General features: G+C 38.1%; 2 protein-coding genes. Both read left to right on the forward strand.

What is annotated here, in order from left to right; all coding sequences use genetic code 11:
* The first annotated feature begins 191 nt into the window (after nt 1-191).
* A complete protein-coding gene (locus F9817_RS23625) occupies nt 192-710 on the forward strand; it encodes an Hcp family type VI secretion system effector (RefSeq protein WP_161158656.1) in 519 nt (172 codons plus the stop codon).
* A 175-nt stretch (nt 711-885) separates the two neighbouring features.
* Complete coding sequence (locus F9817_RS23630; protein ID WP_161158657.1) at nt 886-1,182, forward strand: hypothetical protein; 297 nt, start codon at nt 886-888, stop codon at nt 1,180-1,182.
* Nucleotides 1,183-1,481 lie beyond the last annotated feature (299 nt).

Here is a 1,481-nt window from a genome sequence, read left to right on the forward strand (position 1 = left end):
ATTTTTATAAGTTATTGATAGTTATAGTTTCGATGTTGGCATCTCTCTTGCTCTTAATACTAGGCATATCCAAGCAATATTGGAGTTGCTGTTAGGTGGCAGGTAAATCAATATAGTCAACAAACTGGTAACGTCAAAATAAAGGGTATAGCGAATAATCGCATTTACTATAAATAAGAAAGGAATTTGTAATGCCAACTCCATGTTATATTTCTATCGAAGGTCAAACTCAAGGGCTTATCACTGCTGGTGCATGTACAGCAGATTCAATCGGTGATTCTTACGTAGAAGGTCACGAAGACGAAATGCTGGTTCAACAGTTTGACCATAACGTCACTGTTCCAACTGATCCTCAATCTGGTCAGCCTGCTGGTCAACGTGCACACAAACCATTTAAATTCACTGTATCGCTGAACAAAGCGGTTCCTTTGCTATATAACGCATTGGCATCTGGCGAAAAAATGTCTTCAGTGACGCTAAAATGGTACCGTACTTCTATCGAAGGTAAGCAAGAAAACTTCTTCACTACTACGCTAGAAAACGCATCAATCGTTGATATCCGTTGTGAAATGCCACACTGTCAAGATCCGACTAAATCTGACTTCACGCAAAACCTAACTGTGTCTTTGACTTACCGTCAAATCACTTGGGATCACGTGAACGCGGGTACATCTGGCTCAGACGACTGGCGTAAACCAATCGAAGCATAATTGACTGCGAATAATACGAATAGCGGTTGTAGCTGATGCCAACTAAGGCATTAGAGACATGCTTTATTCAATATAAAGCGCTGACATTGGTCAGCGCTTTTTGTTTGCATTTCTAGATAAAGTCTTTGCACATTGTGCCGATAAAGTAGTAATCACAATGGATAAAGGCGTGATTATGAAACGATCCACCACATTAGTTAGCGTATTAAGCGGCTTATTATTTTCTAGTTATTCTTTTGCAGCGCAAACATCAATTGCTGATTTGATCGCGCAATCACCGGCAAAACAGTTGACGTCATTATGTGGTAGTGACGCGATGAGTGAGTTATGCGCAAGTCAGGCCGAAGCGTTTCGAAATCATATAGTTAATCAGAATCAACTCAATGTTGAAACAATGCAGAATCAAGCAACGACAGTGTTTGATAATACCTTGAAACCACTTATTGATGCATTACAAAGTGGTGCCCAATAGTCTCTACTCTTCCTCACGTCGCTTCGCTAACGTGCCTAATGAAATGGTTCTACTTGCGTTAAAAGCTTGACCTAGGCACGTTGATGAAGCTACGAATCCTGCATCTTAAGCTCATTTGGGTATAAATACTTTATTACTATCGTTAATATAGTTTGTTAATCTGATTGATAATATTAATCCGGTTTATAATCCCGTATTTCCTTTTATTTTTAATTTTATATTCCTTTATCCATACTTGTTAATTTTAATTGGATAATTCTGTTTTATATGAAACTGTATTTATTTGTCGTTAATAGACA

Source organism: Vibrio eleionomae, from assembly GCF_009874545.1.
In the GTDB taxonomy this organism is placed as follows: domain Bacteria; phylum Pseudomonadota; class Gammaproteobacteria; order Enterobacterales; family Vibrionaceae; genus Vibrio; species Vibrio nitrifigilis.

Excerpts from the sequence above, each read along its gene's own strand:
- F9817_RS23625 (WP_161158656.1), top strand. The coding sequence starts at position 192 with ATGCCAACTCCATGTTATATTTCTATCGAAGGTCAAACTCAAGGGCTT.
- F9817_RS23630 (WP_161158657.1), top strand. The coding sequence starts at position 886 with ATGAAACGATCCACCACATTAGTTAGCGTATTAAGCGGCTTATTATTT.